General features: G+C 71.6%; 13 protein-coding genes, 1 pseudogene and 3 CRISPR repeat arrays. Of the genes and pseudogenes, 7 read left to right on the top strand and 7 right to left on the bottom strand.

The window, feature by feature from the left end; translation table 11 throughout:
- Nucleotides 1–133 precede the first annotated feature (133 nt).
- Nucleotides 134–481: a hypothetical protein gene (locus AC3EVP_RS28785; protein WP_435134793.1), complete on the top strand. Its 348-nt coding sequence runs from the start codon at nucleotides 134–136 to the stop codon at nucleotides 479–481.
- Between the two features lie 73 nt (nucleotides 482–554).
- On the opposite strand, the gene AC3EVP_RS28780 is transcribed toward AC3EVP_RS28785, so the two are convergent.
- The gene (locus tag AC3EVP_RS28780; protein ID WP_435134791.1) at nucleotides 555–1,466 is read right to left on the bottom strand and encodes an LLM class flavin-dependent oxidoreductase; all 912 of its coding nucleotides are present in this window, start codon (nucleotides 1,464–1,466) and stop codon (nucleotides 555–557) included.
- 62 nt (nucleotides 1,467–1,528) lie between these two features.
- On the opposite strand from AC3EVP_RS28780, the gene AC3EVP_RS28775 reads away from it, so the two are divergent.
- A complete protein-coding gene (locus AC3EVP_RS28775; protein WP_435134788.1) occupies nucleotides 1,529–1,990 on the top strand; it encodes a MarR family winged helix-turn-helix transcriptional regulator in 462 nt (153 codons plus the stop codon).
- A 140-nt stretch (nucleotides 1,991–2,130) separates the two neighbouring features.
- On the opposite strand, the gene AC3EVP_RS28770 is transcribed toward AC3EVP_RS28775, so the two are convergent.
- Nucleotides 2,131–3,012, bottom strand: coding sequence for an NAD(P)H-binding protein (locus tag AC3EVP_RS28770; RefSeq protein WP_435134786.1), 882 nt, complete (start codon nucleotides 3,010–3,012; stop codon nucleotides 2,131–2,133).
- Between the two features lie 79 nt (nucleotides 3,013–3,091).
- On the opposite strand from AC3EVP_RS28770, the gene AC3EVP_RS28765 reads away from it, so the two are divergent.
- Nucleotides 3,092–3,697 carry a TetR/AcrR family transcriptional regulator gene (locus tag AC3EVP_RS28765; protein ID WP_435134783.1) on the top strand — a complete coding sequence of 202 codons (606 nt, stop codon included), beginning with the start codon at nucleotides 3,092–3,094 and terminating at the stop codon, nucleotides 3,695–3,697.
- A gap of 116 nt (nucleotides 3,698–3,813) precedes the next feature.
- Nucleotides 3,814–4,452: a CRISPR direct-repeat array (repeat unit 29 nt; unit sequence GGGACCAACCCCGCACGCGCGGGGAGCAC).
- A 703-nt stretch (nucleotides 4,453–5,155) separates the two neighbouring features.
- Nucleotides 5,156–5,430: direct repeats of the CRISPR family, unit length 29 nt.
- Between the two features lie 91 nt (nucleotides 5,431–5,521).
- Nucleotides 5,522–5,796: direct repeats of the CRISPR family, unit length 29 nt.
- A gap of 391 nt (nucleotides 5,797–6,187) precedes the next feature.
- On the opposite strand, the gene AC3EVP_RS28760 is transcribed toward AC3EVP_RS28765, so the two are convergent.
- Nucleotides 6,188–7,219, bottom strand: coding sequence for a PhlD (locus AC3EVP_RS28760; RefSeq protein ID WP_435134781.1), 1,032 nt, complete (start codon nucleotides 7,217–7,219; stop codon nucleotides 6,188–6,190).
- 259 nt (nucleotides 7,220–7,478) lie between these two features.
- Between AC3EVP_RS28760 and AC3EVP_RS28755 the strand changes: the two are divergent.
- Nucleotides 7,479–8,302: pseudogene (locus tag AC3EVP_RS28755) on the top strand (helix-turn-helix domain-containing protein).
- A 40-nt stretch (nucleotides 8,303–8,342) separates the two neighbouring features.
- Nucleotides 8,343–8,639 (top strand): hypothetical protein, encoded by a 297-nt coding sequence (locus AC3EVP_RS28750; protein ID WP_435134779.1) that lies wholly within the window; start codon nucleotides 8,343–8,345, stop codon nucleotides 8,637–8,639.
- Between the two features lie 617 nt (nucleotides 8,640–9,256).
- On the opposite strand, the gene AC3EVP_RS28745 is transcribed toward AC3EVP_RS28750, so the two are convergent.
- Together AC3EVP_RS28745 and AC3EVP_RS28740 are read right to left on the bottom strand one after the other, a co-directional pair.
- Nucleotides 9,257–9,694 carry a glutaredoxin domain-containing protein gene (locus tag AC3EVP_RS28745; RefSeq protein WP_435134777.1) on the bottom strand — a complete coding sequence of 146 codons (438 nt, stop codon included), beginning with the start codon at nucleotides 9,692–9,694 and terminating at the stop codon, nucleotides 9,257–9,259.
- Between the two features lie 187 nt (nucleotides 9,695–9,881).
- Nucleotides 9,882–10,760, bottom strand: coding sequence for a LysR family transcriptional regulator (locus tag AC3EVP_RS28740; RefSeq protein WP_435134774.1), 879 nt, complete (start codon nucleotides 10,758–10,760; stop codon nucleotides 9,882–9,884).
- 135 nt (nucleotides 10,761–10,895) lie between these two features.
- On the opposite strand from AC3EVP_RS28740, the gene AC3EVP_RS28735 reads away from it, so the two are divergent.
- The gene (locus AC3EVP_RS28735; RefSeq protein WP_435134771.1) at nucleotides 10,896–11,360 is read left to right on the top strand and encodes an ester cyclase; all 465 of its coding nucleotides are present in this window, start codon (nucleotides 10,896–10,898) and stop codon (nucleotides 11,358–11,360) included.
- Nucleotides 11,361–11,418: 58 nt separating this feature from the next.
- Here AC3EVP_RS28735 and AC3EVP_RS28730 read toward each other — a convergent pair whose 3' ends face one another.
- Nucleotides 11,419–11,817, bottom strand: a complete 399-nt coding sequence (locus AC3EVP_RS28730) for a winged helix-turn-helix transcriptional regulator (protein WP_435134769.1) — start codon at nucleotides 11,815–11,817, stop codon at nucleotides 11,419–11,421.
- A gap of 105 nt (nucleotides 11,818–11,922) precedes the next feature.
- Here AC3EVP_RS28730 and AC3EVP_RS28725 point away from each other — a divergent pair, with 105 nt between their 5' ends.
- Entirely contained in the window at nucleotides 11,923–12,777 is an 855-nt protein-coding gene (locus AC3EVP_RS28725) for an alpha/beta fold hydrolase (RefSeq protein WP_435134766.1), read from the top strand.
- Between the two features lie 100 nt (nucleotides 12,778–12,877).
- On the opposite strand, the gene AC3EVP_RS28720 is transcribed toward AC3EVP_RS28725, so the two are convergent.
- A complete protein-coding gene (locus AC3EVP_RS28720) occupies nucleotides 12,878–13,336 on the bottom strand; it encodes a MarR family winged helix-turn-helix transcriptional regulator (protein WP_435134763.1) in 459 nt (152 codons plus the stop codon).
- Between the last annotated feature and the right edge of the window lie 76 nt (nucleotides 13,337–13,412).

Here is a 13,412-nt window from a genome sequence, read left to right as displayed (position 1 = left end):
GGCACCGGCCCTCTTTGACGGGTGCCCGCTCCGCTCCGAAATCCCGTGGTCGGGGGGCGGGGCGCGCCGGTATCGTCCGGGAGCCCGGGGGGCGTTGCGGTGGCGGCCCGCTTACGGAGAGGGCGGTGGGGACGTGAACGGCGGGACGACGACCTTGTGGCGCCCCACCGGCCCGGAGGAGTTGGCGCTCGTCCGGGCGCTCGGGTGGCGGGCGTGGCCGCCGCGGCTGCCCGAGCAGCCGATCTTCTACCCGGTGCTCGACGAGGAGTACGCGATCCGGATCGCCCGGGACTGGAACGTGCCGCACAGCGGCGCCGGCTTCGTGACGCGCTTCGAGGTCTCCTCGGACTTCCTCACCCGCTACCCCGTACGGCAGGTCGGGGGCCGGACGATCCTCGAACTGTGGGTGCCGGCGGAGGAGTTGGATGAGTTCAACGCCCATATCGTGGGGCGGATCGAGGTGGTCCACACCTTCCGCTGACCGCGGGGGCCGCGGCCGGGTCGGGGGCGTCGGGAACTGGTGCGCGCCCTCGTGGGTTGCCGCGGAGATCCCGTCAGGCTCCCTCCTCATGGACAGGGGTGACGATCTCGTCGACGAGCCAGCGGGCGGCATGGTCCGGGTACGGTCGGGGCAGCGCGAGCGCGACGTGCTGGATTCCAGCGGCCGCGAGCGCGTGGACGTGGGTGCGGGTGGCGGCGGGGTCGGCGTAGTCGACGATGATCTGGGCGGAGCGGGTGATCTCGGCGGGGTCGCGGCCGATCGCCTCGCAGTGCGCGTTCAGGACGCGGACGCGCTCGGCGATCCAGTCGGTGCCGTTGTGGGGCGGGCCGGGCACGTTCCAGATGTCGGCGTGTTCGGCGATGATGCGCAGCGTGCGGTTGCCCCATCCACCGAGCAGCAGCGGCGGGCCGCCGGGCCGGACCGGACCGGGACCGTTGCGGGTGGCGCGCAGCGTGGTGAAGGGCCCGTCGTGGTCGAAGACCTCCTCGGTCCACATCCGGCGCAGGATGGTGATCGTCTCGGTGAGCCGGGCCAGGCCCTCGCCGGGGCTCGGGAGCGGGAGGCCGTAGGCGGCGTACTCGGCGACGGCCGGGTTGGGGCCGTCGGGCTGTCGCGTGCCGCCGACGCCCAGGCCCATGATCAGGCGCCCACGGGAGATCACGTCCACGGTCGTGGCGATCTTTCCGAGGTGGGCCGGGGCGCGCAGCATGTTGCTGGTGACGAGAAGGCCGAGGCGGAGCCGGGTGGTCCGAGCGGCCAGTGCGGCCAGCAGCGTCCAACCTTCCAGGACGGCGCCGCCGGGCGGTCCGGCCAGCGGCATCAGGTGGTCCCACAGCCAGGCGTCGTCGAGTGCGGGCAGTTCGTCGGCCTCCTCCCAGACGCGGAGGATGTCGTCGTAGGCCAAGTGCATGGGCGTCGTCTTGACTCCGAACCGGAGCACGCGCTGGGGTGCGTCAAGAGGCATGACCGTCACCCTAGTTGATCGTCAGTCTCGCTGACCATCAGCCCGGTGGTTAAGATGCCGGGATGGCGGAGAACGACGACGACGGAGCGGCGGTCGAGGATCTGCTCGGCATACGGCTGGGCTACCTGCTCAAGCACGCGCAGCTTCGGCTGGCCGAGCGTGCCGGGCCCGCCCTGGCCCCGTTCGGACTGGACGCGCGGGAGTTGGCGGTGCTCGCCGTGCTGGCAGCGGGCCACCCGCTGTCGCAAGTGGAGGCCGCGCGGCGGCTGGGCGTGGACCGCACGACGATGGTCGCGCTCGTCGACGTCCTGGAGGGCCAGGAGTTGGTGGAGCGGCGCCGCAGCAAGGAGGACCGCCGCCGCAATGTCGTCGAGTTGACGGAGCTGGGCAAGCGGGTGCTGGCCGATGCGGAAGACGCTCGCGAGTCGGCGGAACGCGAGTTCCTCGCCCCGCTCGGCGCGAAGGACGCGGCGCGGCTGGTCGAGGCGCTGCGGATGCTGATCAGGACTCCGAACAGTCCCTGAGGGCCCTCATGCGAACGGAATGCCCCCGGCGGAGGTCGCGGACCCGTCCGCCGGCAACGGCGGACTGATGAGCCGACAGCGCGGACGCGCTTCGGGGCGTCAGGGGCGGTCGCGGGCGAACGCGGAGGCGTGGTCGGGCGTCAGGGGCGGTCGCGCGTGAACGCGGCAGCGTGGTCGGCGGCCCACTGGCCGAACGTACGGGGCGGCGTTCCGAGGAGGTCGGCCACCGTGGTGGTGACGTACGCGGGCGGACCGACTGCCGCGCGCCACGCGGCGAGCAGCATCTCGACGACGGGCGCGGGCGCCGTACCCTCCGACAGGCGCCGGAACTCGTCCGGCGTCATCTCCTCGAAGGTCAGGCGGCGCCCCAACGCCGCGCCGATGGCCTGCACTTGGGCGGCGTGCGTGAGCGCGTCGGGGCCGGTGAGGACGTAGTCGCCCCCGGCGTGCGCCTCCTGGCAGAGCGTACGGGCCACGACGTCCGCGACGTCGCGGTCGTCGACCGGCGCGGTCTCGGCGGCGGCGTACGGCCACCGTACGGTCTCGCCGGCCCGGAGCGCGGGCGCCCACCAGGCCAGCGCGTTCGAGGCAAGCATGCCCGGGCGGACGATGGTCGCGGCCAGTCCCGCAGCCGCGATGTGCCGCTCGATGTCCGCGTGCAACTCGCCCATGGGGTTGGGCTGTTGGAAGAACGGGTGCGGGGTGCGGTGCGGGGACGAGAGGAAGACCACCCGCCGTACGCGGGCCGCCAGCTTCTCGACGACGGCGCCGACGGTCTGCGGTGGGGCGGTCCAGACGAGGAGGGCGGTGCCCGCGCCGTCCAACGCGGCGTCCAGCGAGGCCGGTTCGGTCAGGTCGCCGGTGAATACCTGGACCTGCGGCGGTAGTTGTTCCGCGGCTTCCGGTCGGCGTACGAGGGCGCGTACCGGCACGCGCGCGGCCAGGAGCCGGTCGACCACGGCGCGGCCGATCCGGCCGGTCGCGCCGGTCACGAGTACGGGGAGGGTGTCCGTCGTCTGCACCCGGCCATGAAACCGTTACCCGGTCACAAAAGCAACTCATACACAAAAGCAACCTGGTCACAAATGCTACGGTGTGCGCGTGACCGACGAGCCGACGGGGCTGCGTGCCCGCAAGAAGGCCCGCACGCGCGACACCATCGCCGACGCGGCCATCTCCCTCTTCCTGGCGCACGGCTTCGACGCCGTGTCCGTCAACGACGTCGCCGCCGCGGCCGAGGTCTCCAAGCCGACCCTCTTCCGCTACTTCCCCACGAAGGAGGACCTCGTCCTCCACCGCTTCGCCGACCACCAGGGCGAGGCCGCCCGCGTCGTCCGCGACCGCGGCCCCGGGGTCTCCCCCGCCGCCGCCCTCCACGCCCACTTCCGCGCCGGCCTCGACCGCCGCGACCCCGTCACCGGCCTCAACGACCACCCGGCCGTCGTCGCCTTCCACCGCCTCGTCTTCGACACGCCTGCCCTGGCGGGCCGCCTCACCCGCTACCAACTCGACGACGAAGCGGCCCTGGCCGACGCCCTCGGGGCCGATCTCGGTGCTCACCTTCTCGCGGCCCAACTCCTCGCGACCCAGCGCGTCCTCGCGCGCACTACCTGGCACAAGATCGCGGCCGGCCGCACCGCGGACGACGTCCACCCCGAGGCTGTCGCCGACGCGACCCAGGCGTTCGCCTTCTTCTCCAACCCCTGACCCGCCCGTCTCTTCGTGCAGAGCCGCACTTCCGGGGTGCCGGGCACCCCACCCGGGAAGCAGCCCCGCGGGCGCGGAGAGCACAAGGGCCTGACCGACTGCGTCATGGCCCTGTGGGGACCAACCCCGCACGCGCGGGGAGCACGGTCCGGTGCAACGCTGCTGCGGAGGACGGCCGGGACCAACCCCGCACGCGCGGGGAGCGCCACGCCGCCAAGCTGCGTGACGACCTCGCCCCGGGACCAACCCCGCACGCGCGGGGAGCACGCCTCGGCGAGCGCCGGGGACTGCCGGAGCAGGGGATAAACCCCGCATGCGCGGGGAGCACTTGGGGCGTGTCGCACCAAGTTTCTTGGGCGAGGGACCAACCCCGCATGCGCGGGGAGCACAGACCCGGTACGCCCCGCTTGAGGGCATGACGGGGACCAACCCCGCACGCGCGGGGAGCACTCCTTGATGTAGGACTGGAGCGCCCAGTACGGGGGACCAACCCCGCACGCGCGGGGAGCACTCCGAACCGGTCGGCGTGCCGGCGCGGTCGAGGGGACCAACCCCGCACGCGCGGGGAGCACCGCGCATCAGGGCGGCGACGGTGATGCGGAGCGGGACCAACCCCGCACGCGCGGGGAGCACCCGGCCGCGCAGAACGGAGCAGCCGGCACCAGGGGACCAACCCCGCACGCGCGGGGAGCACTGGTTGACACCTTCGAGGCCGAGATCGAAGCCGGGACCAACCCCGCACGCGCGGGGAGCACCCTTCGCGACCTGGCCCTTTACGCAGCCGGGACCAGCTTTCCCATCACCTCCAAAGTTTCGGACATTTCAGACCTCCCTATGCAACCGCCCTGCCGAACGCCCAGCAGCGAGTGAACCATGTGGGCCGCATGCCGACCGGCTCGGAAACAAAAGTCCGGCACCGTATCTGCCAGCCTAAGCATCTTGGCGCTGTACGCACGCACCGCAACCGGCTGCGCGAGCCACGCACCGCACTCCACGTTCGGCCCTGACAACCGGTGTGCTGCACGGGCCAGACCCCCATCAGTCGACGTCCCGAGCCCCCGCGAATGGCACACCCCTACCTCCAACCCGAGCGCCCCTACAGAGCCCTCCGCACGACTGAGTCGCCATCGACCCACACCCCACCCCGAAAGAACTGGCTCCCCCGCAACACCCGCGTAACCGCCGGCCCCGAACCGGCGACCCCCTCAATCCGCCGCTTCCGAGCGGCTCGTCCCGATCGCTTCGCCGCCGGTCCACCCCCGCCTCACTGGCACCGGAGACCCAGTCCTCGCTGCTGACGACGGCGCACCTACGCCCCCAACCCGTCCCGCCCAAACCGATACATCCACGCGGCCGCCGCAACGCCTGCACGATGAAGCCGAACTGCCCTGTCCCCCGACTGGCATCGCCACATGTGCGGGGAGCACAGACCTTGACGGACTCAGCGAGTACGACCTCGGGGACCAGCCCCGCGTGCGCGGAGAGCACGAGATTCGTACCCCGAACGGCACCGAACCCCTGGGGACCATCCCCGCGGGCGCGGGGAGCACATCCCGAGCACGGGCGCGGGCGACGCGAGCCGGGGACCATCCCCGCGGGCGCGGGGAGCACCGGGTGGTTGACCACATCTCCCCCCGTAGCAAGGGACCATCCCCGCGGGCGCGGGGAGCACATGCGCAGGAGTTCCTCGGCGCCCATTCCGAAGGGACCATCCCCGCGTGCGCGGGGAGCACTCAACGCACTGAAGCAACCTCGCGTTGATCACGGGACCATCCCGCGGGCGCGGGGAGCACATGGCCTGCTTCACCTCGGTGTGGTCCCGCACGGGACCATCCCCGCGGGCGCGGGGAGCACAGCGTCCGTGCAGGTGCCATGCGGCGGGGTGGGGGGACCAGCCCCGCGTGCGCGGGGAGCACAGCCGGGTGGTGAGTCCCGTGGCTGACGTGATGGGACCAGCCCCGCGTGCGCGGGGAGCACTTCGCGGCGTAGGTCTTGCCGAAGTTGAAGTCGGGACCAGCCCCGCGTGCGCGGGGAGCACTCGATGGAAGGCTTCCGGCGCGTCAAGGCGCTGGGACCAGCCCCGCGTGCGCGGGGAGCACCCTTTTTGACCTGGGCCTTTACGACGCCAGGGCCGGGTTTTCCGTCACTTCCGCACATTCCGGCATTCCGGACACCCACGCGCGGCGGCTCCGCCGAATGTACCGGAGACGGGTGCACCACGGTGGCCCGGCACCGGACCGCCCGAGACCGAGAACACGCGGACCCACCCGCCGGCCGGGGGCCGTGGAGACGTACGAGCAAGCGTTGTCGGTGCCCGAGCAGCCCGCACCGCACGACACGTACGGCCCCGACGGCCAAGGCGCCGTCGTACAGTCACCGCACCGCCGACCTCTGTCGAAGCCCCCACCGAAGCGCCCCCACTCCCACCCGGACACGACCGCGGCCGCACCCAACTCCCGTACGGTCCGCCCGCCCCATACGAAATGCGCGTCAGTCGTGGTCCTGCCAGGTCCCGGTGAGCGCCGAGGCGAAGAAGCCCGGGCCGAACGCGGCCACCAGACCGCGGGCGCCGTGCGGGGGCGGGGCTTCGTGGATACGGCGGAGGACATCCAGGACGGCCGGCCCGCCGGTGTTGCCGTGTTCGCGCAGGCTGTCCCAGGAGTGCCGCAGGTCGACCGGGACCGGCAGGCCGTCGGCCACGGAATCGATGATCTTCGGGCCTCCGGGGTGGGCCGCAACCCACTGGGGCACCCCGGACTCCTTGAGCCAGTCGACCAGGAGCGGCATGCACTCGGCGACCGCGGTCACAGCCGCGGACGTGGAGTCGAAATGCTGGCCCACGCGGTCCCGCACCGTCATCCAGTAGTACCGGGCGCTGTCGGGCAGCAGGTGTGACCAGGTGCGCTCTACGCGCAGTCCCGGCCCGTGCCATTCTGCGGTGACGACGGCAGCGGCCCCGCTGTCGCCGAACAGCGCGCGGTACATCGCCGCGACCGTGCCGGGCTCGGCTGGCCGGTACGAGGTGGTGAGGGATTCAGCGACGACGACCAGGACGCGCCGGTCGGGCTGCGCGGCGACGAGGTCCGCGGCCAGCGCCAGGCTCCATGCGCCGCCGGTGCATCCCACCTGCGTGACGGGGATGTGCAGCGTGTCCGGCCGCAGGCCCAGGGTGGCGGCGAGGTGCACCCCGAGGCCGGGCATGGCGATGCCGCTGGAGTGGACGGCGATCACGGCGTCGATCTCGTCGGCGTCCAGGCGCGCGGCATGGAGCGCGGCGGCCGCGGCCCGCGCGCCGAGGTGGTTGACGGCGGCCACCGTCGCGGTGTTCCGGGCCTCGACGCCCTCGGGCTCGGCGAGTTCGGCGAGGGTACGACTCGTGTACCGGTGCTCGACGCCGAGGTTCCGCACGATGCGGAGTACGGCGCCGCTCGCCCCGTACCGCTCCAGATCCGCGATCACGGCGGAAGTCGGGACCCGGTGCTCGGGCAGGGCCACCGCTGGGCGGCTCACATGTACAGCCATATCGGCTCCTCGGGCGTCATTCCGGGCGTACCGTGCGACGGCAGTCTCCCGCCGTGACGCGGCCTACGTCCGCCGGGCGCCCCGGTTTCCTCCGAAAGAGGGGCGCCCGGGAGTCCGCCTCTTTTCCCTGCGCACGTCGTGGGCGAGGCGCCACGTGTTCGCGGTGCCGTGGGGAAAGTTCGGGTGGAGGCCGGCCGACAGCACGTCGTCTAGTGCTTTGACCGGGAAGGTTCGCCGGGTTGGTCGCTCCCGCGATTGGATGTGCAGTGACGTCCGTCTGATCGTTGGGGGTGTGGAGGCTGAGCCTGTCCGCGCGCGTAGGTTGACCGACCAGGAGGGGCAGAAACTGCAGCAGATCGTTTGCCGGGGCAGCACCAGCTCGGTGCACTACCGGCACGCGATGATGCTGCTGGCCGGCCGGCGGGAACCGCGTCCCGGTGATCGCCCAGTTGGTGCAGGCCGACGAGGACACCGTCCGCGATGTGATCCACCGGTTCAACGAGATCGACCTGGCCGCTCTGGACCCTCGGTGGGCGGGAGGACGTCCCCGCCTGCTCAGTCCTGATGACGAGGACTTCGTCGTCACGGCATCCAGCGACCTACCACCGCACCCACGGAGTCCGCTACTTCCACGGCTGCTACTCGATCGGCGACGACACCCTCTGGGGAGTCAACCGCCGCAAGAAGTGCGCCGACAACACCCTGGCCGCGCTCAGGTCGATCCGCACCGCGCGTCCGGACGGCGCCCCGATCTACGTCATTTTGGACAACCTCTCCGCCCACAAGGGCGAGCAGATCCGGGCTGGGCAAAGAAGAACCGGGTCGAGCTGTGCTTCACCCCGACCTACGCCTCGGGGGACAACCCGATCGAGGCTCACTTCGGGCCGCTGCGGCAGTTCACCGTCGCCAACTCCAACCACCGCAACCACACCGTGCATACCCGGGCCCTGCACGCCTACCTCCGGTGGCGGAACATCAACGCCCGCCACCCCGATGTTCTGGCCGCAACGCAGGGAACGCGCCCGCATCCGCGGCGAGAAGGGAATCCGCTGGGGCGGACGCCCACTGACCCGAGCTGCTTGATCGTGCCGGTGAATCCGACCTGGACCAGTACCGTGCGGACATGGCAAGCAAGCGGCAGCCGTACTGGCGCACCATCGGGACCCCGAGGACCCTCGTGCTCTACCGAACCGTCGACAGATGGCGGTACGCGATCTACTTCACCGAACCGTCGGGTGTCGCCGACGGTGCTCTCGACGATCCCGCGCCAACGTCCGAGCCCGATACCGCGCAGACGGCATGCCGCCTGAAGACCGAAGAACTCACGCACAGACTCCTGGAAGTCCAGTGGCGCGAATCGGATCAACCGGACTGGTGGACCGGCACCGTCACCAGCGCCGGCCCACGTCCACCCGCCTAACCGACGCGTCACCCAACCCGGCGAACCTTCCCGGTCAGAGCACTAGGAAGGCGCCCTCTCGCCGCCGCATGTCCCCCGAACTGGTCCACGTACCGCTGGATACGGCAATTGGCGGCCCCCATCGGCACGTCGTACCAACCCCGCACGCGCGGGGAGCACACACCCCCGGGAATGCGGCGGGGTCCATCCTGAGTACCAACCCCGCACGCGCGGGGAGCGCTCTTCGTGGCCTGCGACTTTACGGCGGCGAGGCCCGGGGTTCCGTCACTTCTGCACATTCCGGCATTCAGGAAATCCTTGGCGATACGGAACAACCGGGGCTATTTCCAGGCGAGTTAATCATGCGGACCGTTGACCGGGGCTGGCTTCGAGCGCGGAGACCGACGCAGGGGCTGGTAACCGAGCCGGTGCAGCAAAGCGAGTGGCTAGCCCGGCAGGCGGCGACGGCGACGGCGCGACCGCGATGTGGGTTGCGGAAGGCCCGACTTGGCGGCGGCGGCGGTGGTGCGGATCGAGGGGACGGATGCCGGTCAGTTCGTCCGAGGAGCGGCGCGGCCTCCCCCCACCCGCGGCCGCTGAACACCCGGTTCTCTCGTAACTTGCCTTTCAGTTTCTGATCACACGGAAGAGGAGAGCTGTCCGCGCACCCATGCGGGGTCGGGGTTGGTGTGCGGCTGGCCGGCCACCATGACGGTCGGGACGGTCTCGTTGCCGTCGTTGACCGCTTTCACCGCCGCGGCTCCTGCCGGGTCGCGCCAGATGTTGACCCAGTGCAACTGGCGGGCGCTGCGGCCCAGCCGGATGCGCAGCCGTATGCAGTACATGCAGCCCGGCCGCCAGAAGACGACCGGTCGGCCGTCGGCCGCGCTGCGGCGTTGTGCTTCCTGCGCAGCGATCGACCTCGGGAAGATCAAGGGAGAGGTCGCGCCGGCCAGCGCCAGGAACGCCAGCAGGAGTGCTGCGGCTGTGGCGGGGCTCCCTTGGAAGAGCTCCCCGGCCGCGACGGCTGAGCCGCTGAGCGCAAGCAGCATCGGCGGGACCCAGGCACGCATCACGGTGATGCAGGTTATCGGTTCACGGAGGACGGCACGTACGGTGTGCTCCACCGGGAACGGCACGTACGGCGTGCCCACGGAGACGCCGTGCCGGCGGCCTTCACCGGCAAAACCCCGCCGTCCTCGGCGAACTGCACCGCGCGCTACGGACTGCCGGTGCGGAACAAGGACCCGGGCGGAGGGCTCGTCAGTCGGGAGCCGGGCCGAGCATGCGCCGCGAGATCTCGGAGAACCGCTGGAGTTCGGGCATCGTGCGGTGCTCCATATAGGCAAGGGCGACCATGCGCGGGGCCACGCCGTCGAGCGTGAGGTACTCGACATCCGGCCGGCGGTAGAAGTCGGCCATTCCCGCCGGCATGACGTGGAAACCGGCGCCGGACGCGACCGCCTCCAGGCACTCCTCGATCGTCACCGGGAGGCTGCTGAGGTCTCTCCCCGGCGCGGCCGGGCTGGAGAAAGCACTTCCCCGCCACTCGGGAACGTCCTCGGGGGCCTGGAGCAGCGGTACGTCCCGCAGGTCGTCGATACCCACCGCCTTGCGCCGCGCAAGGGGGTGCTCGCGCGACAGGGCCGCGACCCGGGGCTCGGGAAAGAGCGGAACCACCTTGAACGTTCCCGGAGGCAGCGGCAGCCGGACGAAGCACACGTCGACCCGCCCGTCGAGCAGGTAGTCGACCTGATCGGTGATCGAGGTGTGGACGACGTCGACCCGCAGATCCGGCGCCATCCGGGAGAACTCCCGCACGATGGGTGTGACCACGACACCGGGCATGAACCCGACGGTGAACTGGTTCTCCGCACGGGCCGCGGTGCGCACCCGCTGTTCCAGCGCCACCGACGCGGCAAGCATCGGCCGGGCGTCCTCGAGCAGTTGGCGTCCCGCACGGGTCAGCACCGTCCCCTGCCGGTCACGGGCGAAGAGCGCGACGCCGAGGTCGTCCTCCAGCGCTCGGATCTGACGGCTCAGGGCCGGCTGCGTCATGTACAGCCGCGCCGCAGCCCGCACGAAGCTGCTCTCTTCGGCTACGGCGACAAAGTAGCGCAGCCGCCGGATGTCGAGATCCATGGCAGGCATGGTAGCCACCCCGTCCCGCTGGCCTGCCCCCATGCCGGATCGGCATGACACGGGCGCGGATCGGCATTGGCCGGCGGGCCGGGCGCGGGCCCACGATGTGGAACAGCGGACGGAACGCCCTGACGCATGGTCGAACTTGAGGTGATGATGTCGAAGAACCAGTTGCCGACGTGGCTCGCGGACTACGTCGAGGCGGTCAACAAGCACGCCCCGGCCGATGTCGTCGCGATGATGAGCGAGGACGTCGTCGTGGTCGACACGGCCTTCGGCGGCTCGTACACCGGCCGGGCGGCCGTGGAACAGCTGCTGTCGGGCATGGACGCCGGCCTCTCCAGCGACTACCGGTTCACGGTGCGGAAGTACCTCGTCTCCGGCAGCTCCTACGCGTTCGAGTGGGACCTCTCCGGAACGAACGACCGGGCGAACCCGGCCATGGGCCTGCCCGGAACCGGACAGGCGTTCACCGTTCCGGGTCTGACCATCGGCGAGCGACGCGACGGCCTGATCTCGGAGAACCGGGACTACTGGAACGTGGCGGCGCTCCTGACGCAGCTCGGCGTGGTGCCCGCGCCGGCCGGTGCCCCGAAGTGACCTGTCCGACCGTTCCCGTGCCGTTCCGGGCCGCACCCCCACGGCGGGGCACGGAGAGTCAGCGCGGGCCCTCGGAGTGGGCGGCGGCCGCGTCGATCTGGGCCATGTGGCACTCGGCCCATGCGCGGAGCGCCGCGAGGGGGACCTCGAGGGACAGGCCGAGGTCGGTGAGGCGGTAGTGGACGCGGGGCGGGACGGTGGGTTCGACACGGCGGGAGACGAGGCCGTCCTGGAGGAGGTTGCGGAGCGTGACGGAGAGCATCTTCTGCGAGACCCCCGGCATGCGGCGTTGAAGTTCGGCGAAGCGCACCTCGCCGGGATGGGCCTCGGCGAGCACCTTGACGGCCATGGAGGTCCACTTGGTGCCGATCCGGTCGAGCAGGCGCCGGGTCGGGCAGAGCGGGTCGAACAGGTCGCCGCGGCGCGGGGGCGCCGGGGAAGCGGGGGAGGCGGTCACCTCGAGCTCACCACCTGTGGCAGAAGTACGGTCTTGGCCGGTCCAGCATAGTTTCCTACGGTGGGGTTGTCACCATTGGTAACCACCCCTGGGAGGACCCCCACCATGCCCACCGACATCGCCCTGCACAGCGTCGAAGCCAACGGCGTCACCCTGAACGTGGCCACCGCCGGCGAAGGCCCCGCCGTACTGCTCCTGCACGGCTTCCCCCACACCTGGCGGCTGTGGACCGACGTGATCGGCGACCTCGCCCGCGACCACCGGGTGATCGCCCCCGACCTGCGGTGGCTGGGCGCGCGGAGCCCCGAGGGCGGACCCGGGGAAAGCCCTGAGAGCGGATACGACGTCGGCACGCTCGCCACCGACGCCGAAGCACTGCTCGCCGCCCTCGGCGAGACCTCCGCCGCCGTGGTCGGCATCGACGCGGGCACCCCGCCCGCCTTCCTGCTGGCGATGCGCCGCCCCGACCTGGTGCGCCGCCTGGTGGTGATGGAAGCGCTGCTGGGTACGCTCCCGGGCGCCGAGGACTTCCTCGCCGTCCCGCCGTGGTGGTTCGGCTTCCACGCCGTGCCGGGCCTCGCGGAGGAGGTGCTGACCGGCCACGAGGCGCGCTACATCGGCTGGTTCCTCGACGCGGGCACCCTCGGCCAGGGGCTGCGGGCCGAGGTGCGGGACGCGTTCACGGCCGCGTACACCGGCGGGCCGGCCCTGCGCCGCGCGTTCGGCTTCTACCGGGCGCTGCCGGACACCGCCCGGCAGATCCGGCAGGTCACCGCGCGGACCCGGCTGACCGTACCGACGCTGGCGATCGGCGCACACCCTGTCGGCGCGGCGCTGGAACGGCAGTTGCGGCCGATCGCCGACGACCTCGCCGGCCACGTGATCGAGGACTGCGGCCACATCATCCCGCTGCACCGGCCGCAGGCGCTGCTCGCGCTGCTGCGGCCGTTCCTCGGCTGAACGCGGGCCCCGCCGCGGGGAGTTCGACGCCGCGGGGAGTTCGACGCCGCGGGGAGTTCGACGCCGCGGCGCGAGGGCGCCGCACCCCTCCCGGACGCCGCTATGCCGGTTGCGGTGTGTGGCTGTCGAGCAGTTTCGCGAGCAGGAAGTGGAGTTGCTCGCGTTCCGCGGGGTCGAGCCCGGCGAGGAGTTCGTCCTGGACCGCGTCGGCGTGCCGCTGGAGTTCCTCGAGGCGCTGCCGGCCGGCGGCGGTCAGGGTGACGACGTTGCGGCGCCGGTTGCCGGGGTCAGGGTGGCGGTCGGCCTGGTGCTGGCTTTCGAGGCGGTCGAGGACGCCGCTGACGTCATTGCGGTCGAGGCCGAGGCGGCGGCCGATATCGGCCTGGCTGAGCGGCCCGTACTCCTCCAGAGCCGCCAGTACGGCGAAGTCCGAGCGGGCCCTCAGCGGCATGCGTTGGGCGGTCAGCCGCGCGCCGAGCGTGGACGCCTTGTTCGCCTGCCAGCTGGCGAGCCCGCGGAGCCGGGCCGGGGGCCGCGGTGCGGTGTCCGTGTCCGTCATCCGGCCATCCTAACCGTTGGACTTCCCAACGCTCCCGAGCTATGTTGGCCTAACCAACGTTGGCCAGGCCAACATG

It is taken from the genome of Actinacidiphila sp. bgisy144, assembly GCF_057708105.1.
Note: the sequence above shows the minus strand (reverse complement) of the source record. Positions and strands in the feature narration are given on the sequence as shown.

Bases quoted from the DNA above. Each gene is read 5' to 3' on its own strand.
- AC3EVP_RS28780 (WP_435134791.1), bottom strand. From the start codon at position 1,466: ATGCCTCTTGACGCACCCCAGCGCGTGCTCCGGTTCGGAGTCAAGACG.
- AC3EVP_RS28775 (WP_435134788.1), top strand. From the start codon at position 1,529: ATGGCGGAGAACGACGACGACGGAGCGGCGGTCGAGGATCTGCTCGGC.
- AC3EVP_RS28760 (WP_435134781.1), bottom strand. From the start codon at position 7,219: ATGGCTGTACATGTGAGCCGCCCAGCGGTGGCCCTGCCCGAGCACCGG.
- AC3EVP_RS28750 (WP_435134779.1), top strand. From the start codon at position 8,343: ATGGCAAGCAAGCGGCAGCCGTACTGGCGCACCATCGGGACCCCGAGG.
- AC3EVP_RS28740 (WP_435134774.1), bottom strand. From the start codon at position 10,760: ATGGATCTCGACATCCGGCGGCTGCGCTACTTTGTCGCCGTAGCCGAA.
- AC3EVP_RS28735 (WP_435134771.1), top strand. From the start codon at position 10,896: ATGGTCGAACTTGAGGTGATGATGTCGAAGAACCAGTTGCCGACGTGG.
- AC3EVP_RS28725 (WP_435134766.1), top strand. From the start codon at position 11,923: ATGCCCACCGACATCGCCCTGCACAGCGTCGAAGCCAACGGCGTCACC.
- AC3EVP_RS28720 (WP_435134763.1), bottom strand. From the start codon at position 13,336: ATGACGGACACGGACACCGCACCGCGGCCCCCGGCCCGGCTCCGCGGG.